Origin of the sequence: [Clostridium] ammoniilyticum, assembly GCF_025566905.1 — a bacterium.
GTDB classification, from domain to species: Bacteria; Bacillota_I; Bacilli_A; order Erysipelotrichales; family Coprobacillaceae; genus Faecalibacillus; species Faecalibacillus intestinalis.
Map to the genome: position 1 here is coordinate 14,585 of NZ_JAOQJR010000012.1, position 26,138 is coordinate 40,722.

The window sequence follows — 26,138 nt, forward strand, 5'->3', positions numbered from 1 at the left end:
CTATACTCCTTTTTTCCTTAATAATACAACCGCTTGAGCTACCATTCCTTCTTGTCTGCCGACAAAACCAAGTTTTTCTCCACGTGTTGCTTTAATGTTAATTTGGCTAATGTCACAATGTAATTTACTTGCGACATTTTCTCTCATTTTTTGAATATGTGGAGCCATCTTAGGTGCTTCACACATAATAATACTATCAAGGTTATTGATTTCATAACCTTCTTTATCCATCAGTTGATAACAATGTTCCAATAAAACCATTGAAGAAATTCCTTTATATTGAGGATCCGTATCTGGAAAATGTTTTCCAATATCACCAAGACCTAATGCCCCAATAATACTTTCAATAATGGCATGTAATAAAACATCTGCATCGCTATGTCCTAATAAACCTTTATCATGGTCAATTTTTACACCACCAATATATAAATCTCTTCCTTCTACTAATTGATGAATATCAATCGATTGTCCTATTCTAAACATGTTATCACCTTCCGCAAACATTCTAGCACATATTTTCTAATTTATGAAGTATTGGATGTTTTATAATCAAGGAAAATATGGTAAACTAAAACATATAAAAATTATGGGAGGACTTCCTATGGATAAAGAAGAAGTAGTAAGTAAAAATTTTATTGAAAAAATTATAGATCAAGATTTAGCGGAAGGAAAATATACAAAAATTGCGACACGTTTTCCTCCTGAACCAAATGGTTATTTACACATTGGTCATGCTAAATCAATCTTATTAAATTATGGATTAGCTAAAAAATATAACGGAACATTTAATTTACGTTTCGATGATACAAATCCAATGAAAGAAAAAACAGAATTCGTCGAAAGTATTGTTTCAGATGTAGAATGGTTAGGTGCTAAATATGATGGTGATATCAAATTTGCTTCAAACTATTTTGATCAAATGTATGAAGCTGCTGTTCTTTTAATCAAAAAAGGAAAAGCTTATGTTTGTGATTTAAGTCCTGAACAAATTAGAGAATACCGTGGTACTTTAACAGAACCCGGTAAAGATTCTCCATACCGTAATCGTTCTATTGAAGAAAACTTAGATTTATTTGAAAGAATGAAAAATGGTGAATTTGAAGATGGATCAAAAGTATTAAGAGCTAAAATCGATATGGCTTCATCCAATATCAATATGCGTGATCCTATTATTTATCGTGTTGCCAGAATGACACACCATAATACAGGAGATAAATGGTGTATTTATCCAATGTATGACTTTGCTCATCCAATTGAAGATGCCATTGAAGGAATTACTCATTCAATTTGTACTCTTGAATTTGAAGATCATCGTCCTTTATATGATTGGGTCGTTCAAGAAATTGGTTATGAACATCCACCAAAACAAATTGAATTCGCAAAACTTTATTTAACAAATGTTATTACAGGAAAACGTTATATTAAACGCTTAGTAGATGAAGGAATCGTTGATGGTTGGGATGATCCTCGCTTAGTAACAATTGCAGCATTAAGACGTAGAGGATTTACACCAGAATCCATTAAATCTTTTATGGAATTAGTTGGTGTTACAAAAAGTAACTCATCAAATGATTATGCAATGTTAGAGTATTGTATTCGTAATGATTTAAAACCTAAAGCACCTCGTGTGATGGCTGTTTTAGATCCTATTAAATTAGTTATCGATAACTATCCTGAAGGACAAGTAGAATATTTAGATGCGATGGTCAACATGGAAAATCCTGATTTAGGTTATGAAAAAGTTCCATTTGAAAGAGAATTATGGATTGATCGTGATGACTTTATGGAAGAACCACCTAAAAAATATTTTAGATTGTTCCCAGGAAATGAAGTTCGTTTAATGAATGCTTATTTCGTTAAATGTGTTGATTTTGAAAAAGATGAAAATGGAAAAGTAACAGTTGTTCATTGTACTTATGATCCTATTACTAAAAATGGTACAGGATTTACAGGTAGAAAAGTAAAAGGAACAATTCATTGGGTTCCTGTTCATCATTGTAAAAAAGTAACAGCTCGTTTATATGAAAACTTAGTTGATGAAGAAAAAGGTGTTTATAATGAAGATGGATCTTTAAACTTAAATCCTAATTCATTAACTGTTATTGAAGATTGTTATGTTGAACCAGCTATTGAAAAATATAAACCTGGTGATTCATTCCAATTTGTAAGAAATGGATATTTCTGTATTGATACAAAAGATTCTACAGATGATCATTTTGTATTTAATAGAATCGTTTCATTAAAGAGCTCATTTAAATTACCTAAGAAATAAAAATTTGGAGATTGCCTCGACAATCTCCTTTTTTACATAATTAAAAAGATTGTTAAGAACTATTTTTCTTTAACAATCTTTTTTCTTTTTAATTCATTTCTTTTTTCTTAATATAAACAATAACTCCACCTGTAATTAATGCAAGACATCCAAATAATAAAATATTATTTTCATCCCCAGTTTTTACATTTTCAGGTTTTTTAGTTGATGTATTTGTTTTATCATCATTTTTATCATTATTATTTTTATCAACACGAATCAATTCACCTGTTTGTGTATCTCTTTGATAATTTTTAAAGAAATTCCACATATATTGTGCTTCAGGTTTATAGTTCCAATGTGCTTGATCTTTAATAGCAGCAAATTTCATTATAACACCATTTTCATTTGATAAAGTACCTTCTAATGTATCTTTTACACCCAATTTGATCCATTGTTCATTATCTAAACGAATACCATAATATTCATTTAAAGACATATCATATTTTTCTGAAACAGTGAGATGATTGATTTTTTGATATGCTTGAATAAATGGGAACATATCAACATTGCTATCTACACTAGGAAGATAAACTCCAGGTGCTACTTCAAAAGCATTCTTGCTTGATAAATCAACAGGAATCATTCCAAAGAAATCATGATCTCCGCATAAATAAAGATATGGAACTTCTCCACCATTATAAGTTTTAACAAGTTCTGTTAATTCATCTTTATCAACACCTGGTGCAGAAACAGCACCTACACCAGCAAATACTTTACTATATTTTGCACCATATAATGTAGAAGCACTACCTCCTGCAGATAATCCTGTTACATAAATTCTAGAAGCATCAATTTGTGGATACTTTTGTTCTAACATTTCTATCCATTCAATTAATTTATCTCCTTCTAAACCATCACAATTAAAAAAGTTAGGACCTGGTTCATGAGTAGAAGAATCAAGAACAACACCTTGCCATTCAGGCGCTACAACCATAAAGTTTTCTTTAGCCGCTAATTCTGGCCAACCAGTTGTTTCACCTTGTAATCTTGCATCATTTCCATTACCATGAAGTGATACAACTAATGGAACACTTCCATTTTCCATTTTTAAAGTACTTTGTGGAATATACTCAAACCAAGTATATTGACCTTCACCATTTAAACTTTCATTATAATGTGGATTATAATTAATTTTTAATTCTTTAAAATTTGGAATATTAATTAATAAATATGGATCTGTGTATTGTTTAGCGCTTGCCATATAAAATTCAGTTTTTTCATTATGTTGTCTATAATTTTTAGAGAAAACTTCTTCCCATGCATTTTCAAAAGCTTCAGCTAAACTTTCATTATAACCAACAACTACTCTTTGTAATTCATTTTCTTTATTAAGATAAACATTATCTTTTCCCTTTTCAGCTTGATTAGCTTTTACATAATAATTAACAGCTTCTTGACAAGGCTGACTTAAATATGCTGGAACTGGCACATTATAATCATGACCTTCATCCATTGTTCCACCATATGTCATGATATCAGCAACAGCATAACATTCTTGTGAAATATAATTATTCACAAAAGTAGCTCCATCATCAATACCTATTACTTTAACATTTGAAGATCCTGTACCTAACAAATCAATAAAAGAATCAGCATCTTTTTGAGTATATTGATCATTATTCAAAGGTGTTATTACATGAATTGTTGCAGCCCATTCATGTAAATTATCAGCTATCTTCATTTGATCTAATAAAGTTTCAGCTTCTTCTTTATTAACATTACCAGCATATACATAATATTGTGGTGACATAATACTTGAATAATCTGTTGTATAACCATCTTCCAAAGCATTATAGTCATATCTATTATGACTTGCTTGTGTTAAAGTAACAGTATGTTCTTTTTCATCAGTAGATTTATTTTCTAACTCTTTTTCTAATTGAGCTTGAATATATGGTGTATACCAGAATAAATATCCTGCTTTTGTTGGATGAATGATATCTGCCATATAATAATTGCTTCTCAAATCAATATCAATATTTTTAAAAGCATCATTATTCCACATATCAATAACACCAATATTCCATTTATTTTGAACTTTATATAATGCATCAATCATTTTTTCATAAGTATTTTGATATGCTTCTTTGATTTCATCTATATTTGCATTATTTTCTTTAGCAAATTTTTCAATAACTTCATCACTTAAATAAGGATTAATATAAAAGATAACTGGACAATTCCATTTTTCTTTAGCATAAGCAATAATATATTCCATTGCTCCTATAACAGTAGAATAATCATAATCATCTTTATTTTGAGATGATGAAACTTCACCCATTTCAATACCAAGAGTTGTATCATTTGTAGATAATTGAACAACTAAAGCATCTAAGTTTTCATTTTTAGATAAGTTATCTTCCAATTGAGTAATATAACTTACTTCATCTCTTACCCCTTCTTTTTTAGCAAGTGGTCCACCAGTAATGGCTTGTTTGACTGTTGTACTTCCTGTTATTTTACCAATATAATCAGGGAAAGCGACATTTTCACTTCTAAAACCAACAGTAATAGAAGAACCTAAATAACCTATTGTTTTTCCTTTTAAAGAACTTGTTTTTTGACTTACAAATTCTGTATTTAAAGAATCATCATTAGGATTTAATAGCTTTTCTACTTTACTATAATTTGTGACACTCTCTTTTTCTTCATCACTTAATTTGTTATATTTTTCTTGAATGTCTAAAAGTTGTTGAAATGTTTTAGCAACATTTTCACTAGCAAGCATTGTTTCAGGTAACTGACTGATTTTAGAATTAAGATCTTGTGTAACTTCAACAATATCATCAGCAAATACCGGATTTACTAAACCTGCATTAGAAAACAACAATGTTAAAACAATCAACAATGCGGATAATTTTCTTTTCATATTCCCTTCCTCCTTTTGTATCCGCTTTCAATTCTAGCATAGAAAAATCTTTTTGATGAATTTATAAATGAATTAAAAAATCAAAAAAATAATGAATCATTCATTATTTGAATGATTCATTAATACTCGATAAACAATCATAATTAATACCATTAATTCATGATATCCATAATTATCAAAAACTTGTTTTCCAAAAACAAAAATATCATCAAAACCTTCTAAATGATCTTTAGAAGAATTTAATGTCCACATCATTTTGTAACTTGTTGATTCCTTTAAATTATTTATTGACTCTTGTAAATGAAACCATCTATCTTCAATCGAAATACATATAAGTAAATCATTTTCACTCATTTCATTAATCATTTCATTTTGATAATTTTTATCATATATTGTATATACATTTTTACCTAATGTAACTAATCCTAATTGTAAAATTTTACACATTGCCATGGATAATTCAGAACCGAAAAAAATAATATTTTGATATTTATTAAGCAAATCTACAATATGTAAAACATCATTCACATTTAAATCATTCATTTTTTGATAAGCTTCATTGATTCTATAAATAACTTCTTCTTTTATAGCTATTGCATCATTGATTCGATCCCTATCTTGAATAGCATGTACACTTTCCATTTTTTCATTTGAACTCGCTACATCATATTTAAAAGTATTATAATTTTTATAACCTAGTTTCTTTATAAATCTGCTAATTGAAGCCTGTGAAATATAATATTGATTACTAAGATCATCTAAAGACAATTCATTAAGATTATATCTATTTTCTAAAAATATTTTTGCTATTAAAACATCTGTTGTTTCATGTGATGCTTTATTTACAATATCTAACAAACTTCCAATTAAAATATTATTTTTATTATACTTTGCCATACTATTTCCCCTTAAATAACATATATTATATATGATACAAGTGCTTTCAACAAGTAAAAAGAAAAAAGGAATTTCTATTGAAATTCCTTAACTGCTACTTCTATTATTTATTATATTTACGATCATGTGCTGCAGAAATCAAACCTTGGAATAAAGGTTGTGCACGGTTTGGTCTTGAAGTAAATTCTGGATGGAATTGACATCCTACATAGTAAGGATGATCTTCTAACTCAACAATTTCTACAAGGTTTCTTTCTGGGTTAAATCCTGCAACTTTTAATCCATTTTCAACTAAAACATCTTTATAGTTATTATTAAATTCATATCTATGACGATGTCTTTCTTTAATCATTTCTTTTCCATAAAGACGATAAGCATGTGTCCCTGGATTTAATTGACATTCATAATCACCTAATCTTTGTGTACCTCCCATATCTTCTAAAGATTGGTCAGACATTAAATTGATCACTGGATTCTTACATAATTCATCAAATTCTAATGAGTTAGCATCTTTAATACCACAAACATTTCTAGCATATTCAATGGTAATTAATTGCATACCTAAACAAATACCTAAAAGTGGAACTTTATTAGTACGTGCATATTCAATGGCATCAATCATACCAGCAATACCACGATCACCAAATCCACCTGGAACGATAATACCATCAGCATCTTTTAATCTTTCTGCTACATTTTCTTTATTTAATTCTTCTGAATTAATAAAATCAATATTAACTACACTGTTTACATAATATCCTGCATGTCTTAAAGCTTCGTTAACTGATAAATAAGCATCCGGTAATTGAACATATTTTCCAACTAACGCAATATTTAATTCTTGATTTAAGTTTTTAACACGGTTAACTAATGCATCCCATTCATCCATATGAGCCGCTGGTGCATTGATTTGTAAATGTTGTAATACTAAATCATCCATTTTTTGATCTAATAACATACGTGGTAATTCATATAAGTTTTCTACATCATAGTTTGAAATAACATTTTGTGTTGGTACATTACAGAATAATGAAATCTTATCTTTTAATTCTTTTTCAATATGATGTTCACTACGACAAACAATAAAGTCTGGTTGAATACCTAAACCTCTTAATTCTTTAACACTATGTTGTGTTGGTTTTGTTTTTACTTCATGACTTGCTCCAATGTATGGAAGTAAAGTTGTATGAATATAAACAGTATTTTCATATCCTAAATCTAATCTTACTTGGCGGATAGCTTCAATGAAAGGTAAACTTTCGATATCTCCTGTTGTTCCACCAATTTCAGTAATGACGATATCCGCTTTAGAACTACGTGCCGCTGCATAAATTCTTTCTTTAATTTCATTTGTAATATGAGGAACAACTTGTACAGTAGCTCCTAAATAATCTCCACGTCTTTCTTTTGAAATAACGTTACTATAAATTCTACCTGTTGTAATTGATGAGTTTTTATTTAATTGTTCATCAATAAATCTTTCATAGTGTCCTAAGTCTAAGTCTGTTTCTGCCCCATCTGCAGTAACAAATACTTCCCCATGTTGATAAGGTGACATTGTTCCTGGATCAACGTTAATATATGGATCTAATTTTTGCATGAAGACTTTTTGTCCTCTTTGTTTTAAAATTCTTCCTAAAGATGCAGCTGTTAACCCTTTACCAAGACCAGACACAACTCCACCTGTTACAAATATGTATTTAGCCATTTTTTATCCTCCTCTAGTATCTATAAAAATAAAAAGTGCCTTCCTATGGAAGACACTGTATTGCCCTTTCTTATTCTAACAATATTAAATATTTATTGCAATAATAAATTTATTATTTTTACACAAAAAAAGGAACACCGTTCCTTTCCTTGCGTATAAGTGATTTTTTGGGAGAGGGGTCACTTATACTTGTTTATTATATTGTCTTCATCTGACATGATTAATATAACAATTCTATATGAATTCATTATGAACTTTCTCTTAAGGTAAAAGAAAAGGTAGGACATGCCTACCTTAACTATTATTTATCAAATTTATTTTTGTAATCGTAAATTTTACGTAAGATATCTTCCATATCTTTAACCATAGGCATTCTAGGGTTAGCTGGTGTACATTGATCTTCGTAAGCATTCATAGCAATTCTATGAACTGATTCTTCCCAAGCTTCTCTTGAGATACCTTGAGATTCTACGTTAGATACAACACCTACTTTGTGACATAATTCTTCACAAGCATCAGCGAACATTTCAACACCTTCAGCTGGAGTTTTAGGATTTAATCCGATTAATTGAGCTAATTCCATGAATTTAACATCAGCTTTATAGTTTTCAATTTTTGGCCAGATATTTAATTTAGTTGGAATAGTTCCGTTATATCTAATTACGTGTGGTAATAAGATACCATTTGTTCTACCATGAGGAATATGCCATTCTCCACCAATCTTATGAGCTAATGAGTGGTTCATTCCTAAGAATGCATTTGCAAATGCCATACCTGCGATAGTTGCAGCATTATGCATTTTTTCTCTAGCAATTGGAGTACCTTTCTTAACTGATTCTTCTAAGTAATCAAATACTAATTTAACAGCTTGTTTAGCCCATCCATCAGTAAAGTCAGATGCTAAGATTGAAACATAAGCTTCAACCGCATGAGTTAATACATCGATACCTGTATCAGCAGCGATTGCTCCTGGTAATGACATTACGAATTCAGGGTCAACGATAGCGATAGTTGGTGTTAAAGCATAGTCAGTTAATGGATATTTTTTGTTTTCTTTCTTATCAGTGATAACTGCGAAAGGAGTAACTTCTGATCCAGTTCCTGATGTAGTTGGGATACAGATCATTTTTGCTTTTTTACCTAATTCAGGGAATTTGAAAGCACGTTTTCTGATATCCATGAATTTTTGTTTGATATCATCAAAGTTAACTTCTGGGTTTTCATACATTAACCACATAACTTTAGCAGCATCCATTGATGATCCTCCACCTAAAGCAATGATACAATCAGGTTCGAATTTTCTCATCAATTCTACCCCTTCTCTTACAGTATCAATACTTGGATCTGGTTCAACATCAAAGAATAATTCAATATCTACATGATTACGTCTTCTTCTAATAACGTCTTCGATTTTTTCAACATAACCAAGATTTACCATACTTCTATCAGTAACGATCATGGCTTTTTCCATATGTTTCATATCTCTTAAGTATCTAATTGAATTCTTTTCAAAGTATACTTTTGGAGGAAGTTTAACCCATTGCATATTGTTATTACGTCTCCCTATTCTCTTAATATTGATTAAGTTAACAGCACTTACGTTGTTAGATACTGAGTTATGTCCGTAAGAACCACAACCTAATGTTAATGATGGAATGAATGCATTATATACTGATCCAATACCACCGAATGTTGATGGAGCGTTTTCAATGATACGGATTGCTTTACATGCATGACCGAATTTTTTAGAAATTTCATGATCTTCTGTATGAATTGCAGCAGAGTGACCTAAACCATTAAATTCAACCATTGCAGCTGCTTTAGCGATACCATCATCAGTGCTTTTAGCTTTTAAGATAGCTAATACTGGAGATAATTTTTCTCTAGTTAATGGTTCATTTGGTCCTACTTCTTTACATTCAGCACAGATAATTTGTGTTTCAGCAGGCACTTTGAATCCAGCTTGTTCAGCAATCCATTCAGCAGGTTTACCTACAACATTTGGATTTAATTTAGCTTGAGCAACATTTTCTGAATAAGCTTCTGCACCAAACATGAATTTTTCAAGTTTAGCTTTTTCTTCTTTATTTACAAAGTAAACATGGAATCTTTTAATTTCTTTCATGAAATCACTGTAGATTTCTTGGTCAACGATTGCTGCTTGTTCAGAAGCACAAATCATACCATTGTCGAAAGATTTTGATAATACGATATCATTTACAGCTCTTGGTAATACACATGTTTTTTCAACATATGCAGGTACGTTACCAGCACCTACACCTAAAGCAGGTTTTCCACATGAATATGCAGCTTTAACCATTGCGTTACCACCAGTTGCTAAGATAGTTGCAATACCTGGGTGATTCATTAATGCATTAGTAGCATACATAGATTTAATTGATAACCATTGGATACAGTTTTCTGGTGCACCAGCAGCAATAGCAGCATCTCTAATTACGATAGCAGCTTGTTTTGAACTTTCATGAGCGCTTGGGTGGAACGAGAAAATGATTGGGTTTCTTGTTTTTAAAGCGATTAATGATTTGAAAATTACTGTTGAAGTTGGGTTAGTTGTTGGAACGATACCACAAACAACACCCACTGGTTCAGCAATTTCAGTAATACCAGTTAATGGATCTTCATTGATGATCCCTACTGTTTTTAAATGACGTAAATTGTTAGTAACATATTCACATGCAAATAAGTTTTTAACAGCTTTATCTTCAAATACTCCACGTCCTGTTTCTTTAACTGCAGCTTCAGCTAAAATACCATGATGGTCTAGTCCAGCTACAGAACATTTAGCAACGATGTAGTCTACTTGTTCTTGTGTAAAATCTTCAAATTCTTCTAAAGCTTTTAAAGCTTTGTTTACAAGGTCATCAACATGAGCATCAGTTTCTGCTTCAGTTGGGACAGCTTGTTGTACAGGTTTTTTTTCTGCCATTTTATTTCCTCCATAATTATTGTGAAATTTTTCATTTGTACACAACCATCTTACATGAAAAACATACAAAAAACAAGCATTATCGCTCGTTTGATGTAAAAAAATAACGCAGGCGATTACATTTTTAATTTCTTAAAATTTTTATTTGCAATAACAATATTGACACCTTTTTCCTTAAAATAAGCATATCTAAAACGGTTCTTTACACCCCATGTATTGATGTCTAATCCAGCTTTTAAAAAGAGTGCAATTTCATCTTCATCTAGAAAATCTTCACGTGCATGTACATGAAATTTTTGTGTTAAACATAATTGTTTATTTTTTTCATAATCATCTTCAAAAAGATAACCTAAATATAAAGATGAATCGATTGCTCTTAATTTATAAAGAGAATCAACATAAAAACTTGAAAAGAGAACTTGATCTAACATCCCCATTTCTTTGATCATTTGATAGCTTTCTAGTTCTATTCCTGGATATTGAATTTTATTTGTTTTAATTTCTAAGTTGATCTTTACATTTTTTCCTTTACATAATTCCAATAATTCTTTCAACAAAGAAATTCTTTGAGGATTTTCTTTTGTTCCAAAATTATATACACAAAGCTCTTCATAAGTCATATCTTTAATATAACCTTTTCCATCACTTGTTCGATTGATTTTTTCATCATGACATAAAACAAGAACACCATCTTTTGTTTTATGCACATCTGTTTCAATACCATCAAATCCACTTTCAATAGCTTTTGAAAAAGCTAACATTGTATTTTCAGAATATTGATCACTATAACCTCTATGTCCAAACAACAACATAGTCTCACCTCCAAAGCCTATTTTACTCTTTTTATTGTTAAGAATACACCAAAAAAATGTAATTTAAAAAGCAGACTTTTATAAAGAGTCTACTTTTCATGTACTATTTTAAAAGAATCTAAATAATAAAGTTCAAGATCTTTATTACATTCTAACATACTACATTCACTAAATATTCTTGTTTTGACACTCCCCATGTCTAAGACAGGGGATTCTTACTACCTGCCAACATTGTTGGCTGACCAGTTCATTTCTGATAGGTCGCAGTGCAAGTTAGAGGTATGCCATTGCCCTTCCTAGAGCAGAACCTATAGTTCTCTAGGCAGTATATCTGTTACCAATATACTCAGTTGAGTTGCATATATTTATTGCTCCCAATAAATCCCTATGTGTATGAAATCCACATCTGCACGTATAATTTCTGTCATTTGCATGATGAACACTTCCACATATCGGACAGATCTGACTTGTATATGCTGGATCTACATACTCAACTTTTATGCCTGCCAGTTTTGCTTTGTATTCTATAAATGTAGCTAATCTATAGAATGACCATGTATGCAGGCTATGATTGTTTTTTCGACTTGTTCTTGTCGTTGAGCGGATGTTTTGTAGTCGCTCTAATTTGATTACGGATACATCATGTGCTTTTGCCGTATTTATAATTTCACGACTTAGCTTATGATCTATATCTTTCATTGTTAATTTTTTTCTTTCATATAATCACCTTTGTCATTATAACAAAAAAGTTCACTTTAAATAAAGTCACGTTCCTTCAACCATGTTGTAATTCCATCATCATTGACATCTGGACATATTTCATCAGCCACCGCTTTTGCTTCAGGAACCGCATTATCCATTGCAACACCTGTTCCAACAGTTTCTAACATTTCTAAATCATTGCGTCCATCTCCAAAAGCAATCGTATCTTTGATATCTTTATGAAGTGCTTCTACTAATTTTTGGATTCCTACAGCTTTAGAAACACCTTTTAATGTTAAATCAAACGAACATCCTGTTTGATGTCTTTGAATATCAAAATATGGAGATAATGTTTCAACTAAAAGAGGAATATCTTCTTTTGAATTGATAACGACCATTCCAATATATGTTTCAATTTCTTGTGGATCAAAATCATCAATAATTGTTTCATCTTTCATTCCCCATACTCTAGCAAATTCTTTATGTTGTGGGTCATTTTTATCTAAGACATAAATATAATCGCTACTTTCAAAATAGAAACTAAAATGATGTTCTTTAGATAATTTAATTGTTTCTTCTATTGCTTTTGCTGGAACAACAGCTTTATAAATAGCATCTCCTTTATATTCTACATAGCCCCCATTACAAGTGACATATCCACTAAAAGGATAATCCATAACACCTTCTGTAATAAAGCATTTGCATCTACCTGTAGCTAGAAATACATCATGACCTTTTTGTTTTAACTGATCAAAGGAATTTCTATTTATTGTTGATATACCATAAAGCCCTTTATTACAATCTATCAATGTACCATCTATATCAAAGAAAAATAATTTAGACATCTTTACCTCCATAATATAAAAGACAAATGTGAATACATTTGTCTAGAATGTTTTTTCTAATGCTACTAAATCAATTTCCATAGGTGTTTGATTACCTAAGAAATCAATAAGTACTTTAGCTGTTTCTTTTTCAAAATCAATCGATTCAACAGTTCCACTTTTACCAGCAAATGGACCTGAAATAACATTTACTTCATCTCCAACAGCATAGTCAATTTCGATTGCTGAAGTACTAATACCCATATTCTTTAAGATTGGATCTAATTCATGTTTTTGAAGTGGGAAAGGTTTTGCTCCTCCACCAGAAGAACCAATGAATCCTGAAACCCCTGAAGTATTACGTACAACATACCAAGCTTCATCTGTCATAACCATTTCTACAAGAACATATCCAGGAAACATATTTGTTACTTTGTTGATTTTTTTACCATCTTTAATAACTGTTTCTACATGTTCTGGAATTATAATATTATATAAGCAATCTTGTAATCCCATTGATTCAATACGTTTTTCTAAGTTTTCTTTTACTTTATTTTCATGACCATTGTATGTACAAACAACATACCATTGTCTTCCTTCATCATTCATTCCTGCCATAATTAATCCATCCCCAATGCTTTCAATATAAATGCAATAACGGCATCTCCACCAAAGAAGAATAACCCCATTACAAAAGTAAACACTAATACAGTTAAAGAATTATTAAATAATTCTTTTTTTGTTAACCAATGAATATTTTTAATTTCAGCTCTGATTCCTTTTAAATTGAACCACTCTTTAAATTTTAATTCATGTTCTACTTCTTCAACGACTTCTGTTTCCGCCTTTTTACCAAACACGACATAGCCTCCTTATTTTGTTTCTTTATGTAACGTATGCTTTCCACAACGTTTACAATATTTATTTAATTCTAATCTTTTTACATTTAATCGTTTATTTTTAGTCATTGTATAGTTTCTCGATAAACATTCACTACACACTAAAATGATTTTCTCTTTCATCTTATCAACTCATTTCTATGCCACTATAATTTAGCATAAAAGCTAGCTATAGTCAATCTTATTTAGATTTGTCCATCTTTTTTTGTAAGCGATATTTCGCATTATAGACACAACGAATATCAATATTCAACAATTCAGCAATTTCTTTACTCTTATATCCTTTCATAAAACAATCAAATATTTTTCTTTCAAGTGAAGAGCTTGCTTTTTCTATTTTATTTAAATAATAACTTTTGTTTTCATTTAACCGTAATTGATATTCCGGTCTATTATAACTTTTTTGATCTGCAATAATATTTTCAATACGCATATTACTTCCATAGATTTCTTGATCTAAAGAAATCGTAGAAATTTTATTACCTCTATTAAGTATTCTTTTTTGTAATTTTAATACATCATTAATCGCATATGAAAAATATGTATTTATAGAAGCATTCTTATCATAGCGATAGCGATCAAAAATTCCAATCAAAACAAGTAACGCCTCTTGACTATAATCTTCTGCAGAAGTTAATGCTGTTTCTCTACAATAACGTTTCACAAAAATTTCAATTTTATTTTTATACTCATCTAACAACAATTTATACGCTATTGAAGAACCTAAATGATATAAATACAATAATTCTTGTTCATTATACGCTATCATAGTTTGTCTCTCCTTTCTTACTATAAAGGATGACGTGAGTTATAGACTTGATATAAAAGAACAGATGCAGCTACTGATGCATTTAATGAATTCACATGTCCTACCATTGGTAAAACAACATTAATATCACAACTTTTCTTTACCAATCTTGACATTCCAAATCCCTCTGAACCAATAACTAATACTGTAGGCATATTGTAATCAACACTTCTATAATCTTGACTGTTTTCTAATTCACAACCAACGATCCAAAATGCCTTCTTTTTTAAATCTTCTAATGTTCTTGTTAAATTTGTTACCTGTGCTACTTTTACATGATGAATAGCTCCTGTTGAAACTTTCGCAACCGTTCCATTCAATCCAACACTTCTATTTTTTCCAATAATAACACCATCAACACCAACAGCATCACATGTTCTCAAAATAGCACCTAGATTATGAGGATCTTCCAAACCATCTAACATAAGTAATAGAGGTTGTTTATTTTCAGGAATATCTTTTAAAATTTCATCAATTGTATAATAGCGATAATTTTCAATATAGGCCATCACTCCTTGATGAACAACCTTTCCTACCTTCTTATCAAATTCTTTTTTATCAACAAATTCTAATGGAATTTGATTCCTTTTACAAATATCAAAAATTTTAGGATCCTTATGCCCATTTAACATATAAATCTTATAAACACTTGCACCCTTTAACGCCTCCATGATAGGGTTCTTTCCATATATATATTGTTTCATATTTTTCTCCATTTTTCGTCTCAAATTTGTCTCGAATTTGTCTCATTTACATATCTTTTGAATTCATCAAATATCTCATAAATTCTATCTTTACATTCATTTAAATATAAATGTCCTATTAAACATTCAAATCCTGTTGAATAACGATGTTCTTTAGTATCTCTTTTAGAAGTTTTTGTATTTCTCCCTCTTTTAAAAATACCAACTTCTTCTTCAGTTAAAAAATCAGTTTCTAATAAATGTAAAATAAATTTTTCATGGGACAAACTACTAACAAAATGAGTTGCTTCTTGGCACAACTCATTTACTTTTTTTAGTTCACTTTCTTTTACTAAATAATCTCTAACTAAAAGTTCTAAAACACTATCTCCTAAATAAGCAAGAACTAATGGATTGATAAAATCTGGATTCATTAAATAATCCCCTTTTGAATTAATTCTGCACGATATTGATCAGCTTTTTCAAAATCTTTAACAACTTTAGCATCTAACCATTTTGAATATAATTCTAATTCATCTTCATCTAATTGTTTTGGTTTAAAAACAAATCCAATGACATCTGTCATCTTAAGTAAAGTGTTATATTCTTTTAAAATTAAAGTATTGTCTTTTTCTTTAACACGCATTGCTTGATTTAATACTTTAACTTGATTTAAAATTTCAGTTAAAGCTAAAGAAGTATTCAAATCATCAGCTAAAGCATCTACCATATGATCAACAGTGTCTTTATTAAAGTCATCACCATCAAGATGATTTACTTGTACATAAAGAGATGTTTGTTTTAAAACGTTTTCTACTTTAGCTACTTCTTTTTTTACACCTTCAATAATCTCATTTGTCATATTTAAAGGATTTCTATAATGACTTGATAACATAAACCATTTATAAACATTGCATCCAAGTTCTACAATTAAATCTTTAGCCCAAACAACATTACCTAAAGATTTAGACATCTTTTCATTATTAATATTGATCATTTGATTATGCATCCATGTATCTGCAATAGGATGTCCATTTAAAGCTCTTGATTGAGCAATTTCATTTTCATGATGTGGAAATTTTAAATCTTGACCTCCACCATGGATATCAATACGCCCATTTTCAAAAATATCATTGATCATAACAACACATTCTGTATGCCATCCTGGTCTACCTTTTGACCAAGGACTATCAAATTGAATACCTTCATCTGTCTTCTTCCATAAAGCAAAATCAGTTGTTTCTTCTTTAACACCTTTATCTTCAACACGTTCACTTGCACCTGCTACAAGGTCTTCAATTTTAATACCCGATAATTCGCCATATTCCTTTACTTTAGAAACTCTAAAATAAACATCTCCATCAACAACATATGCATAACCTTTATCTACTAATTTTTGAATAAAAGAAATAATTTGATCCATTGTTTCTGTAACTCTAGGTGCATAAGTAGGAAATTCTAAGTTTAATCCTCTTCTAACATCTTCATAAGCCTTAATATATTTATCAGTTAATTGTTTTTCAGTAATACCTTCTTGTTTAGCTGCTTTAATAATTTTATCATCTACATCAGTAAAGTTTGAAACAAAAGTCACTTTATTCCCTAAATATTCAAATGTTCTTCTTAGAACATCAAAAACAATCATTGGTCTTGTATTTCCAATATGAACATAGTTATAAACTGTAGGTCCACATACATAAATACTTACTTCACCTTCTTTTAAAGGTTTAAATTCTTCTTTTTTATTTGTAAGTGTATTAAATAATTTCATAATGTTCCTCCTCTAATAAAAAAAGCATACACTATCTAGACACTGCCGTGTTCTTCCACCAGATAGACGATGCTTATCATGACCTTAACGCAATCAACGTTCTTTCTTTTCAAAAGACTCAAGTAAGTGCATTTCTATTCAATCATTTAGACAATTTCCACCAGCATGCCCTCTCTATAAAATATCATCAATATACTTCTCTTACCTATAATTTTTTTATTGACCTTATTCTATCACAAAATATTTATTTTACAATCCAGAAGACTTCGTAAAAGACTCTAAATAAACAATCATTTTCTTTAAATTCTTTCTAAAATCTTTTCGATTTGCTTCATAACCATAAACATACGTATTCTTATCATCAAAATATACTAAATGAATAAACTTCAATCCAGTTTTTACATAACTTCCCTTATATTCATAACATTTAAGTCCACTTTCTAAAGCTGGCCTTTTAACTTTTAATGATGAAACTTCTGAAGCCTCTAATTCACCTTTATAAAGTTCAGATAATTGATCAGTATCATTATCATATTCATTTTCTTCTACTTTATAAAATAATATTTGATTTTCTTTAGTAAAACGTGTAACTCCATCATTTGGATTACCCTCACTTAATTTAAAATCAGAAGGATAATAAAAAGAAACACCTACACCTGCCTCATATAAAACACCATCTCTATTTGCTGAAACAGTTGTATCTTTTTTCCCACAAGCAACTAATGAAACAACACAAACAAAAACCACCATTAATTTTATTATGCTTTTCATATCATCACCTCGTCTTCTTATTATTCTACACGACTTTATTGATTTTGACAACTCTATGGAAAAGACCATTTTGTTCTTAAAGAAAAAATGCCAGTTTAAACTGACATTAATTGCTTTTATTTCTTATATCATTCCAAAAACCAGGAACATTATCATAAGCATTAGATTGACCTTTAATATAAGCACAATACAATTGTACTTTAACATCTTGTTTGGTAGAATCCTTTACACCTTTCATACGATTATAGTTAATACCATTTTCAGCCTTTGTATACATTGCACGCCCCGCTTCTTCTTTAGTATTTGCTCCTCCGCTTTTAGACCATAAGTATTTATGAGACCATATTTTACCATCATAAAACCATGGCTTACTATCTTTTGTTTCTTGATAGATAGCACAGTAAACATGATACATTTTTTCTTCATCTGCACTTCCTTTATAAGAAGTATGCCCCGCTCCAAAAATCAATATATATGGATTTTTTTCCAATCCTGCTTTTGATTTTAAATCAGCAGCCTGTTCTTTAGTTAATTTTTTATTTCCATTTTTAGAGCCATTATCATTACCAAATTCACCATCAGTCCCATAAGTTCTAATCAAAGTTGTTTGTGATGCAATCAATGCATCTCTTACTTTATATAATTGTTCAGATTATTTTGCTTGTTCAACATATCCCAATACTGATGGAACTGCAATAGCTTCAAGTATAGCAAGTATGACAAGTACAACAATAATCTCTACTAATGTAAAACCTTTTTGTTTCCTTTTTTATTCATGTCAACAACTCCCTTATATTTCATATAATACCCTTATTATCAATACTTTTAAAGATAATAAAAGAAGTACCACCAAGTGATACTCCTCTATTTTTAAAGTAATGACGCAAATAAACGAATGTATTGTTCTGCACTTGCATCCCAATCTAATTTTTCAGCCATTGCACGTTGCACTATTGCATCCCATGCATCTGGATAATCATAGAAAGTATGCAATGCATAATCAATTGTATCCATCATCTCATGTGCATTATAGTTAGAAAAACTGAATCCTGTACCAGTTTGTTCAAATTCATTATATGGTTGAACACTGTCAGCTAAACCACCTGTTTCTCTAACAATAGGAATTGTTCCATATTTTAATGACATCATTTGTGACAAACCACAAGGTTCAAATAATGATGGCATTAAGAACATATCACATCCTGCATAAATACGATTTGACAATACAAAGTCATATTTACATTGGAATGATACTTTATCTTGATGAGCCCATGCTGCACCTTTTAAAGCATCTTCATACATATGATCTCCTGAACCTAAGATAATAATTTGAACTCTTCTTTGGCACATCGCTTCAAATTGATTAATAATCAAATCTAATCCTTTTTGTTCAGTCAATCTTGTTACGATACCGATTAAAGCAACTTTTGGGTCTTCTGGTAATCCAACTTGTCTTTGCAATGCTAATTTATTTTCCAACTTACCATTTTTAACTGAACGAGCTGAATATTTTTTAACGATTGTTTGATCTTTACTTGGATTGATAACATCATAATCAACACCATTTAAAATACCATATAAATCATGTTTTCTCATTTCAAGAATAGATTGTAATCCTTCACCATATTGATCAGTTAAAATTTCTTTAGCGTAAGTCGGAGACACTGTCGTAACAACATCACTGTAGAAAATTGCCGCTTTCATCATATTTAAACATCCATCATTACGACAGTTCCCGTTATAATATAAATAACTATCTAACGCAAAGTATTCTTCCAATAATTTTGGATCAGCTTTTCCTTGGAACAAAATATTATGAATTGTGAATACAATTTTAATATTTTGATAATAATCATAATAACAATATCTTTCTTTATAAAGCATTGCAATCATTGCTGTTTGCCAATCATTTAATTGTAAAACATCAGGTTTAATATTTAAATGACTAATTAATTCTAGAACCGCAAAATCAAAGAATGCAAATCTTTCATAATCATCATCATAACCATATAATCCTGGTCTACCAAAATATTGTTCATTATCAATGAAATAGAAAGTTACACCATCTACTTCAGCTTTAAATATACCACAATAGCGTTTTCTCCATCCCATATAGATATCAAAATTTGTTACATATTCAATTTGATCAACAAATTTCATATCTTGATATTTAGGAATAACAACAATACTTTCAACATCTTTTTTTGCTGTTTCTTTTGGTAATGAACCAATAACGTCAGCTAAACCACCCGATTTGATAAAAGGAGTCGCTTCACTGGCAACATACATAACTCTCATTAAACACGGTCTCCTTCTTTAATATAAAGTGGACTTGTTTCTGTTCCTTTTAATTCTAATTTCTTTTCAACTTTTGCACGTTTGTCAATAATTACGTTTTCTAATACTGCTCCAGGAGCAATCTTAGATCCAGAGAAGATAACACAGTTTTTAATAACTGCACCTTTTCCAATTGTAACTTCACGTCCAAGAATACTATTTTCAACAGTTCCATCAATTACTGCACCATTAGCTACGAACGATTTTTTAACATTAGCGTTTTCTAAATATTTTGTTGGAGGTGTGTCGTTTGTATTTGTATAAATTGGCCAATTTGATTTAAATACACGTGATGAAATATCAATATCTAACATTTCCAATGAATATTTGAAGTATGCTTCTGTAGAATCTAAGCATCTAGCATATCCTTTATATTCATAAGTATGAATTTGTTTTTCATCACATAAATATCCTAGAATATCTTTTAAATCATAGAAAGCAGAAATCTTATGTGCCTTTTTCATGATTTCTAATAATTCTTTTCTATTGATTACATAAGTTTCTAATGAAATATTTTGTCTTTTTCTTGTACCTTTGTTAATTGTTTTACCAGTTAATAAACCATCTTTATCTATTTCTAAAACATCACAACCAACCCAAGCAACATCTGCATCTTTTGCTTTACGATAAGTCATTGTGATTGATGCTCCTGATTTTTCATGAGCTGTAATCACATCATTATAATCCATTGTTGTAACGATATGAGCAGGTGCAATCACAACATAATCTGCATTACTTGTTTCTAAGAAATGAATATTTTCAACTAAGTTGTTAATATCATGATTGTATTTAGGATCGTTAGCGTATTTTTCATTATAAAGTAATGAAACACCACCAGCTTTTTGGTTAAAGTTCCAAGAATTACCATTTCCTAAATGTTTAAATAAAGAACGTGGTTTCTTTTGAATCATAACCCCAATTGCATCTATTTTAGAATTTGACATATTTGATAAAACAAAGTCAATAATTCCATAACGACCAAGGAAGCTTACAGAGGCCACTGGTCTTCTTTCTGTTAATCCCGTAAATTCTATATCTGAATGTAAGTTTACTAAACCAATAACTTTTGCCATCTTTACTTCCCCCTCTTATCTACTATTATCGCTCACTAATTCAACTTCTTTAGCTTCTGAATTAATGACAGTTCCAGCTTTAACAACTACATTTTCATCAATAATGGCTTTATAGATTTCTGCCCCTTCTTCTACAAGAACACCAGGCATCAATACAGAGTCAACAACTTTTGCGCCTTCTCCAACATTGACATTATTGAATAAAACAGATCCTTCAACAGTTCCGTTAACCATACATCCTTGAGTAACAAGAGAGTTTTTAACTTCTGCTTTTTCACCGATAATTTGAGGTTTTCCTAAAGTGTCTTCAGTATAGATTTTCCAATCTTTTTTGATATTATATAAATCTAAATCTTTATCTTTAAGTAAATCCATGTTAGCTTCCCATAAACTATCTACAGTACCAACATCTTTCCAATATCCATCAAATTCCCAAGCATAAAGCTTTTTATTATCATTTAACATTGCTGGAATGATATTCATACCAAAGTCATGTTTACTATCTTTATCTTTTGCATCAGCTACTAGATATTTACGTAATTGTTTATAAGTAAAGATATAAATACCCATAGATGCAAGAGTTGATTTTGGGTGTTCTGGTTTTTCTTCGAATTCATAAATAGTTCCATCTTCATGAGCATTCATAATACCAAAACGACTCGCTTCTTTAAGTGATACATTTAATACTGCAATTGTAGCATCTGCACCACGTTGTTTATGAGCTTCTAACATTTGATCGTATTCCATTTTATAAATATGATCTCCTGATAAAATCAAAACATATTCTGGATCATAACGATCTAAGAAATCTAAGTTTTGATAAATGGCATCTGCAGTACCTGCATACCAAGTGGCTCCTACTTCGTCTCTTTCACGTGCTGGTAAAATAGCAGCCAAAGAATTAGCTCCATCTAATCCCCATTTAGTTCCAGCTCCAACATAAGTTCCAAGTAAAACTGATTCATATTGTGTAAGTACACCTACGATATCAATACCCGAATTTGCGCAGTTACTTAGTGGAAAGTCGATGATACGATATTTCCCCCCAAAGTGAACTGCCGGTTTTGCGACTTTTGCTGTAAGTTCTTTTAAACGTGTTCCACGCCCTCCAGCTAAAATCATAGCGACAATTTCTTTTCCCATTTTTAACTCCTCCTATACAAAATGTAAGCGCTTTAATCTACATCTTTATCTTACCATATTTCACTTTATAATTCACGGAATTATTTAAGTTTTTAAGCAATAATAGATCAAATACTTAGGGTAATATTATTGTACTCCTTTTTTGACATAAATTTAAAGGATAATCATAAATTATTTTGAGGTGAAAACATGGCTCGAATTTCATATACCGAAAAAGAAGTCGAATTATTGGCGAGATTGATAAAATCTGAAGCTTTAGGAGAGGGCGAAGAAGGCATGCTCCTTGTAGGAAATGTCATTGTCAATCGTGTTGTCGCAAATTGTGACATTTTTAGAAATGTCAGAACTATTAGTGAAGTTGTCTATCAGACAAATCAATTTGCTGGAGTAGGACAACCGCTATTTAATGAACCTGTGAGTCAAAATGAAAAAGACATTGCCTTAAGATGTATTAATGGCTATCGAAATGAACCCGCCACGAACGCCTTATGGTTTAAAAATCCTGGCACAAATGTTGATTGTCCAGAAACGTTTTATGGAAGACTATCTGGAAAATATAAAAAACATTGTTTTTATAACCCAGGGTTAAAAGATAATTGTGACTTATAGGAGGTCTCTATGGATTATTTTGATGATTTAAACCCTTACTTAGTAAAAGAAGATGATAATGAAAATCTTACCAGGCAACAAACTGTTCCCCCTACTCAACCCGTAGAACAAACATACGTTGAAAACATCTTACGTGTTAACGTTGGTAAAAAAGGAACATTCTATTTTAGTTATACCGGTTCTAAAACATGGAATGATAAGATTTATACAGGAACATTGCAACAAGCTGGTAGAGATCATTTTATTATCGTAACTGATACTGGTAAAACAGTAATGTTATTACTTGTTTATTTATTATGGGCAGAATTTGATGAGCCTTTAGATTATCAATATAAAGTAAAATAAGTGCTTACGCACTTATTACATATTTTCGTACTGTTGATACAAAATGTAATGATCCTGTTACAACAATATTTTGATGTTTAACCTTCATTATTTCAATAGCTTTTTGATAGGGAATATATCCCCCTTGACTTCTTTCATCATCAAAATCAGCAATCACAACATCAAATTCTTTCAACATATCTAACATCTTTTGACAATCTTTATCCATCAAAGCACTAAAAACAATTCCAACATCTTCTAACTTTCTTTCTTTGATTGTTTGAATCAATGCCTCTATTCCACTGATATTATGAGCACCATCTAAATAAAGATGTCCAAATTGTTCAAAACGACAAGGCCATTTAAAATCATCGATCACCGCTTGAATATCTTCATCATTTAAATCACATAGATAATCAACAACATTTAAAGCAAGCGTTAAATTACTTACTTGATATGTTGGTAAATGTAATACATATTTTTTTTGATGAAAATGTAGATGATAAGGATACTGATATTGTTTTTCTACTTGTAAAGGATAAAAAGTACTTTGATGTTTTGTACAATAATCTTTAAAATAACTTAATATTTCTTTATTTTGTTCAGTTGTAAATAAAGGGACCCCTTCTTTAACAATACCTACTTTATGACTGGCTATTTCTAACAAAGTATCTCCTAACATAAATTGATGATCATAACCAATATTACTAATAACAGCTACCTGACTTTGAATGACATTTGTCTTATCATTCAAACCACCAATCCCACATTCAATCACATGATAATCTAAATCTAATTCATGAAAATAATTAAGCATGATTATTGTGTCTATTTCAAACATCGAAAGATGTTCTTTTTCTATTATTGGATATAAGTCATTGACTAATCGTAACAACTCTTCATCAGGAATATGTTTTCCATCTACCGAAATTCTTTCATTATGTTTAATAATATAAGGTGATGTAAACGTTCCTACATGATAGCCTTGTTTTACTAGTAAATCTTTAATAAAAGTCACTGTTGAGCCTTTTCCATTTGTTCCTGCTACATGAATAACATTTTTTAAATCAACAGGTAGATGATACCTTTTTATAATTTCTTGAAACTCTTTAAAAGAACGTTTCATTCTTTGTGATTCAATAAAATTCAAAGCTTCATCAATTGTTTTAAACATTGGGAATACTCCAATCAATAGGTGTCATTCCATTTTTAATTAAAAACGCATTTGTTTTAGAAAATGGTCTTGAACCAAAGAAACCTCTATATGCTGAAAGTGGTGAAGGATGCACACTTGTAAGTACTAAATGTCTAGAATCAATGTATTTTTTCTTTTCGATTGCGTTCTTTCCCCAAAGAATAAAAACGAGTGGTTTTTCTCTTTCATTTAAATAACGTACAATATTCAATGTAAAAGTTTCCCAACCTAATCCCTTGTGAGAATTTGCTTTTCCTCTTTCAACAGTCAAAACATTATTAAGTAACAAAACACCTTGTTTAGCCCAATAAGTTAAATCACCATGGTTAGGAATAGGAAGTCCTAAATCATCATGAATTTCTTTATAAATATTCACAAGACTTGGTGGTATACGCACATCTTTGGTAACTGAAAAGGCAAGTCCATTGGCTTGATGAGGTTCATGATAAGGATCTTGTCCTAAAATAACAACCTTTACATCATCAAAGTCACATAAATTAAGGGCTCTAAAGATTTGTTCTTTAGGTGGATAAATCGTTTTGGTTTCATATTCTTTTTCAATAACTTGATGTAGTTTTTGATAATATTCTTTTTGTGATTCTATTTCAACAATGGTCTTAAATCTATTCATGATTTTCTCCTAATACAAATTTTTCAATAACTTCTTTAACAGCCCCTTCATCATAATCTTTTTGTGTCACATATTGAGCAAGTTCTTTAATATCATCACTTGCACAAGCCACTGCACAACCAAGTTTAGCTGTTTTAATCATTTCTACATCATTATAATTATCTCCAATACCAATCGTTTCATCCATATCATATCCTAGATAATTTACTAACCAACGCATCCCATAACCTTTATCAACACCTTTGGTGTTCATTTCTAAATAACGTCCACTAGAAAATGCAATACTACATGTTTCTTGAATACTTTCAGGTAATTTTTTAGCAAGTTGTTTTAAATAATCCATGTCTCTTTTTTCATATAGAATCTTTGCAATTTTTTCATTCTTTAGAAAATCAATATCATAATCTTCGATTACTTTAAATTTTGCTTTTTGTGCAATTTTTCTTTGAATTTCATCTTCATCAGCATGAAAAATATAACAACAATCTAAAGTAAAAACTAAAACACAAACATCTAAATTTCTTGCATTTTCAAATATTTCCTTTGCTTGTTTAAAATCTAATCCTTTAAAATGAAGAACTTTATTATCTTTATTTTCAACAATAAGGCCTCCATTAAAACAAAGTGAATATTCTCCTGCTTTATCATATGTACCTATTTCTTTTAAAATATCTGGAATCATATTAAAAGCTCTTCCTGTACAAGGAACAAACTTTAAACCTTGTTCTCTTGCTTTTAAAATAGCTTCTTGATTCATTTTTGGTACATGATGATTTACTAATAAAGTTTCATCTAAATCTGAAAACATTAAACGATACATA

Annotated in this window: 25 protein-coding genes and 2 pseudogenes; 3 read left to right on the plus strand and 24 right to left on the minus strand. The window is 30.1% G+C overall.

Annotated elements, in window-relative coordinates:
• Complete coding sequence (gene ispF, locus OCV55_RS10700) at positions 1 to 483, minus strand: 2-C-methyl-D-erythritol 2,4-cyclodiphosphate synthase (RefSeq protein WP_107030090.1); 483 nt, start codon at positions 481 to 483, stop codon at positions 1 to 3.
• 118 nt (positions 484 to 601) lie between these two features.
• On the opposite strand from ispF, the gene OCV55_RS10705 reads away from it, so the two are divergent.
• Entirely contained in the window at positions 602 to 2,272 is a 1,671-nt protein-coding gene (locus OCV55_RS10705) for a glutamine--tRNA ligase/YqeY domain fusion protein (protein ID WP_032091229.1), read from the plus strand.
• Positions 2,273 to 2,360: 88 nt separating this feature from the next.
• On the opposite strand, the gene OCV55_RS10710 is transcribed toward OCV55_RS10705, so the two are convergent.
• The 20 genes and pseudogenes from OCV55_RS10710 to OCV55_RS10800 form a co-directional block, all read right to left on the minus strand.
• Entirely contained in the window at positions 2,361 to 5,183 is a 2,823-nt protein-coding gene (locus OCV55_RS10710; protein WP_147580604.1) for a GDSL-type esterase/lipase family protein, read from the minus strand.
• Between the two features lie 96 nt (positions 5,184 to 5,279).
• A complete protein-coding gene (locus OCV55_RS10715) occupies positions 5,280 to 6,080 on the minus strand; it encodes a MurR/RpiR family transcriptional regulator (protein WP_147580606.1) in 801 nt (266 codons plus the stop codon).
• 103 nt (positions 6,081 to 6,183) lie between these two features.
• Positions 6,184 to 7,788 (minus strand): CTP synthase, encoded by a 1,605-nt coding sequence (locus tag OCV55_RS10720; protein WP_032090771.1) that lies wholly within the window; start codon positions 7,786 to 7,788, stop codon positions 6,184 to 6,186.
• Between the two features lie 301 nt (positions 7,789 to 8,089).
• Complete coding sequence (adhE, locus tag OCV55_RS10725; protein ID WP_147580607.1) at positions 8,090 to 10,735, minus strand: bifunctional acetaldehyde-CoA/alcohol dehydrogenase; 2,646 nt, start codon at positions 10,733 to 10,735, stop codon at positions 8,090 to 8,092.
• 116 nt (positions 10,736 to 10,851) lie between these two features.
• Complete coding sequence (locus tag OCV55_RS10730) at positions 10,852 to 11,547, minus strand: glycerophosphodiester phosphodiesterase family protein (protein WP_147580608.1); 696 nt, start codon at positions 11,545 to 11,547, stop codon at positions 10,852 to 10,854.
• Between the two features lie 318 nt (positions 11,548 to 11,865).
• Positions 11,866 to 12,258 (minus strand): annotated as a pseudogene (locus OCV55_RS10735) (RNA-guided endonuclease TnpB family protein); the annotation flags it as partial.
• Positions 12,259 to 12,302: 44 nt separating this feature from the next.
• Positions 12,303 to 13,094 (minus strand): HAD family hydrolase, encoded by a 792-nt coding sequence (locus OCV55_RS10740; protein WP_147580609.1) that lies wholly within the window; start codon positions 13,092 to 13,094, stop codon positions 12,303 to 12,305.
• Between the two features lie 42 nt (positions 13,095 to 13,136).
• A complete protein-coding gene (gene nusG / locus OCV55_RS10745; RefSeq protein WP_022002626.1) occupies positions 13,137 to 13,691 on the minus strand; it encodes a transcription termination/antitermination protein NusG in 555 nt (184 codons plus the stop codon).
• Positions 13,692 to 13,693: 2 nt separating this feature from the next.
• Positions 13,694 to 13,933 (minus strand): preprotein translocase subunit SecE, encoded by a 240-nt coding sequence (secE, locus tag OCV55_RS10750; protein WP_052010973.1) that lies wholly within the window; start codon positions 13,931 to 13,933, stop codon positions 13,694 to 13,696.
• 12 nt (positions 13,934 to 13,945) lie between these two features.
• Positions 13,946 to 14,095, minus strand: a complete 150-nt coding sequence (rpmG, locus tag OCV55_RS10755; RefSeq protein ID WP_022002628.1) for a 50S ribosomal protein L33 — start codon at positions 14,093 to 14,095, stop codon at positions 13,946 to 13,948.
• A 58-nt stretch (positions 14,096 to 14,153) separates the two neighbouring features.
• Positions 14,154 to 14,741 (minus strand): LuxR C-terminal-related transcriptional regulator, encoded by a 588-nt coding sequence (locus OCV55_RS10760; RefSeq protein WP_022002629.1) that lies wholly within the window; start codon positions 14,739 to 14,741, stop codon positions 14,154 to 14,156.
• Between the two features lie 20 nt (positions 14,742 to 14,761).
• Positions 14,762 to 15,484 carry a 23S rRNA (guanosine(2251)-2'-O)-methyltransferase RlmB gene (rlmB, locus tag OCV55_RS10765; protein ID WP_032090775.1) on the minus strand — a complete coding sequence of 241 codons (723 nt, stop codon included), beginning with the start codon at positions 15,482 to 15,484 and terminating at the stop codon, positions 14,762 to 14,764.
• Positions 15,485 to 15,504: 20 nt separating this feature from the next.
• Positions 15,505 to 15,897 carry a Mini-ribonuclease 3 gene (locus OCV55_RS10770; protein WP_032090776.1) on the minus strand — a complete coding sequence of 131 codons (393 nt, stop codon included), beginning with the start codon at positions 15,895 to 15,897 and terminating at the stop codon, positions 15,505 to 15,507.
• Positions 15,897 to 17,234: a cysteine--tRNA ligase gene (gene cysS, locus OCV55_RS10775; protein ID WP_147580611.1), complete on the minus strand. Its 1,338-nt coding sequence runs from the start codon at positions 17,232 to 17,234 to the stop codon at positions 15,897 to 15,899. The genes OCV55_RS10770 and cysS overlap by 1 nt, the downstream gene beginning before the upstream one ends.
• A gap of 249 nt (positions 17,235 to 17,483) precedes the next feature.
• Positions 17,484 to 18,005, minus strand: a complete 522-nt coding sequence (locus tag OCV55_RS10780) for a hypothetical protein (protein WP_119364009.1) — start codon at positions 18,003 to 18,005, stop codon at positions 17,484 to 17,486.
• 106 nt (positions 18,006 to 18,111) lie between these two features.
• Positions 18,112 to 18,627, minus strand: coding sequence for a hypothetical protein (locus OCV55_RS10785; protein ID WP_147580612.1), 516 nt, complete (start codon positions 18,625 to 18,627; stop codon positions 18,112 to 18,114).
• 30 nt (positions 18,628 to 18,657) lie between these two features.
• Positions 18,658 to 18,768, minus strand: a pseudogene (locus OCV55_RS13985) (type IV pilin protein); the annotation flags it as partial.
• A 107-nt stretch (positions 18,769 to 18,875) separates the two neighbouring features.
• The gene (gene glgA, locus OCV55_RS10790; protein WP_147580613.1) at positions 18,876 to 20,303 is read right to left on the minus strand and encodes a glycogen synthase GlgA; all 1,428 of its coding nucleotides are present in this window, start codon (positions 20,301 to 20,303) and stop codon (positions 18,876 to 18,878) included.
• Positions 20,303 to 21,415: a glucose-1-phosphate adenylyltransferase subunit GlgD gene (gene glgD / locus OCV55_RS10795; RefSeq protein ID WP_032090780.1), complete on the minus strand. Its 1,113-nt coding sequence runs from the start codon at positions 21,413 to 21,415 to the stop codon at positions 20,303 to 20,305. The genes glgA and glgD overlap by 1 nt, the downstream gene beginning before the upstream one ends.
• 15 nt (positions 21,416 to 21,430) lie before the next feature.
• Positions 21,431 to 22,558 carry a glucose-1-phosphate adenylyltransferase gene (locus tag OCV55_RS10800; RefSeq protein ID WP_117826327.1) on the minus strand — a complete coding sequence of 376 codons (1,128 nt, stop codon included), beginning with the start codon at positions 22,556 to 22,558 and terminating at the stop codon, positions 21,431 to 21,433.
• Positions 22,559 to 22,747: 189 nt separating this feature from the next.
• On the opposite strand from OCV55_RS10800, the gene OCV55_RS10805 reads away from it, so the two are divergent.
• Positions 22,748 to 23,167 (plus strand): cell wall hydrolase, encoded by a 420-nt coding sequence (locus tag OCV55_RS10805; RefSeq protein ID WP_032090782.1) that lies wholly within the window; start codon positions 22,748 to 22,750, stop codon positions 23,165 to 23,167.
• Between the two features lie 9 nt (positions 23,168 to 23,176).
• A complete protein-coding gene (locus tag OCV55_RS10810; RefSeq protein WP_022002639.1) occupies positions 23,177 to 23,512 on the plus strand; it encodes a spore coat protein GerQ in 336 nt (111 codons plus the stop codon).
• Positions 23,513 to 23,516: 4 nt separating this feature from the next.
• On the opposite strand, the gene OCV55_RS10815 is transcribed toward OCV55_RS10810, so the two are convergent.
• From OCV55_RS10815 to OCV55_RS10825, 3 genes are read right to left on the minus strand one after another with little or no spacing between them, the layout of a single operon-like run.
• Complete coding sequence (locus OCV55_RS10815) at positions 23,517 to 24,665, minus strand: bifunctional folylpolyglutamate synthase/dihydrofolate synthase (protein ID WP_147580614.1); 1,149 nt, start codon at positions 24,663 to 24,665, stop codon at positions 23,517 to 23,519.
• Positions 24,658 to 25,317 (minus strand): uracil-DNA glycosylase, encoded by a 660-nt coding sequence (locus OCV55_RS10820; RefSeq protein ID WP_147580616.1) that lies wholly within the window; start codon positions 25,315 to 25,317, stop codon positions 24,658 to 24,660. Before OCV55_RS10820 ends, OCV55_RS10815 begins: the two co-directional genes overlap by 8 nt.
• On the minus strand, positions 25,310 to 26,137 hold the full coding sequence (locus OCV55_RS10825) for an HAD family hydrolase (RefSeq protein ID WP_147580617.1): 828 nt from the start codon (positions 26,135 to 26,137) through the stop codon (positions 25,310 to 25,312). The genes OCV55_RS10820 and OCV55_RS10825 overlap by 8 nt, the downstream gene beginning before the upstream one ends.
• Between the last annotated feature and the right edge of the window lies 1 nt (position 26,138).

Bases quoted from the DNA above. Each gene is read 5' to 3' on its own strand.
- OCV55_RS10820 (WP_147580616.1), bottom strand. From the start codon at position 25,317: ATGAATAGATTTAAGACCATTGTTGAAATAGAATCACAAAAAGAATAT.
- rpmG (WP_022002628.1), bottom strand. From the start codon at position 14,095: ATGAAAGAGAAAATCATTTTAGTGTGTAGTGAATGTTTATCGAGAAAC.
- OCV55_RS10720 (WP_032090771.1), bottom strand. From the start codon at position 7,788: ATGGCTAAATACATATTTGTAACAGGTGGAGTTGTGTCTGGTCTTGGT.
- OCV55_RS10760 (WP_022002629.1), bottom strand. From the start codon at position 14,741: ATGATAGCGTATAATGAACAAGAATTATTGTATTTATATCATTTAGGT.
- OCV55_RS10825 (WP_147580617.1), bottom strand. From the start codon at position 26,137: ATGTATCGTTTAATGTTTTCAGATTTAGATGAAACTTTATTAGTAAAT.
- glgD (WP_032090780.1), bottom strand. From the start codon at position 21,415: ATGGCAAAAGTTATTGGTTTAGTAAACTTACATTCAGATATAGAATTT.
- OCV55_RS10705 (WP_032091229.1), top strand. From the start codon at position 602: ATGGATAAAGAAGAAGTAGTAAGTAAAAATTTTATTGAAAAAATTATA.
- OCV55_RS10715 (WP_147580606.1), bottom strand. From the start codon at position 6,080: ATGGCAAAGTATAATAAAAATAATATTTTAATTGGAAGTTTGTTAGAT.
- OCV55_RS10770 (WP_032090776.1), bottom strand. From the start codon at position 15,897: ATGAATCCAGATTTTATCAATCCATTAGTTCTTGCTTATTTAGGAGAT.
- OCV55_RS10710 (WP_147580604.1), bottom strand. From the start codon at position 5,183: ATGAAAAGAAAATTATCCGCATTGTTGATTGTTTTAACATTGTTGTTT.
- OCV55_RS10805 (WP_032090782.1), top strand. From the start codon at position 22,748: ATGGCTCGAATTTCATATACCGAAAAAGAAGTCGAATTATTGGCGAGA.
- OCV55_RS10800 (WP_117826327.1), bottom strand. From the start codon at position 22,558: ATGGGAAAAGAAATTGTCGCTATGATTTTAGCTGGAGGGCGTGGAACA.
- OCV55_RS10780 (WP_119364009.1), bottom strand. From the start codon at position 18,005: ATGAAAAGCATAATAAAATTAATGGTGGTTTTTGTTTGTGTTGTTTCA.
- OCV55_RS10730 (WP_147580608.1), bottom strand. From the start codon at position 11,547: ATGTTGTTGTTTGGACATAGAGGTTATAGTGATCAATATTCTGAAAAT.
- rlmB (WP_032090775.1), bottom strand. From the start codon at position 15,484: ATGAAACAATATATATATGGAAAGAACCCTATCATGGAGGCGTTAAAG.
- OCV55_RS10810 (WP_022002639.1), top strand. From the start codon at position 23,177: ATGGATTATTTTGATGATTTAAACCCTTACTTAGTAAAAGAAGATGAT.
- OCV55_RS10740 (WP_147580609.1), bottom strand. From the start codon at position 13,094: ATGTCTAAATTATTTTTCTTTGATATAGATGGTACATTGATAGATTGT.
- adhE (WP_147580607.1), bottom strand. From the start codon at position 10,735: ATGGCAGAAAAAAAACCTGTACAACAAGCTGTCCCAACTGAAGCAGAA.
- cysS (WP_147580611.1), bottom strand. From the start codon at position 17,234: ATGAAATTATTTAATACACTTACAAATAAAAAAGAAGAATTTAAACCT.
- glgA (WP_147580613.1), bottom strand. From the start codon at position 20,303: ATGAGAGTTATGTATGTTGCCAGTGAAGCGACTCCTTTTATCAAATCG.
- ispF (WP_107030090.1), bottom strand. From the start codon at position 483: ATGTTTAGAATAGGACAATCGATTGATATTCATCAATTAGTAGAAGGA.
- nusG (WP_022002626.1), bottom strand. From the start codon at position 13,691: ATGGCAGGAATGAATGATGAAGGAAGACAATGGTATGTTGTTTGTACA.
- OCV55_RS10815 (WP_147580614.1), bottom strand. From the start codon at position 24,665: ATGTTTAAAACAATTGATGAAGCTTTGAATTTTATTGAATCACAAAGA.